Annotated in this window: 1 pseudogene; it reads right to left on the reverse strand. The window is 71.4% G+C overall.

The features are described 5' to 3' along the window. A pseudogene (locus AC0IY0_RS28810) lies at positions 1 to 290 on the reverse strand (DNA topoisomerase IV subunit B); the annotation flags it as partial.

Genomic DNA, 290 nt, shown 5'->3' on the forward strand with positions numbered 1-290 from the left:
CCCTCCTTCTCCTGGCGCCGGCGCACCCGCTCCTCGGCCCGGTCGAGCACCCAGTCCAGCAGCTTGTTGGCCTGGGCCGGGGAGGCCGCCAGCCAATGGTCGACGGCGTCCCGCACCGCCGTCTCGACGATCCGCTGCGCCTCGACGGTGGCCAGCTTGTCCTTGGTCTGGCCCTGGAAGTCCGGCTCGCGGATGAACACCGACATCATCGACGCGCAGGTCGCCATGACGTCGTCGGTGGTCCCGGCCGTCATGCGCTTGGCCTGGTTCACGCGCTCGGCGTGCTCGCG

The organism is Methylobacterium sp. AC315 (assembly GCF_979253755.1).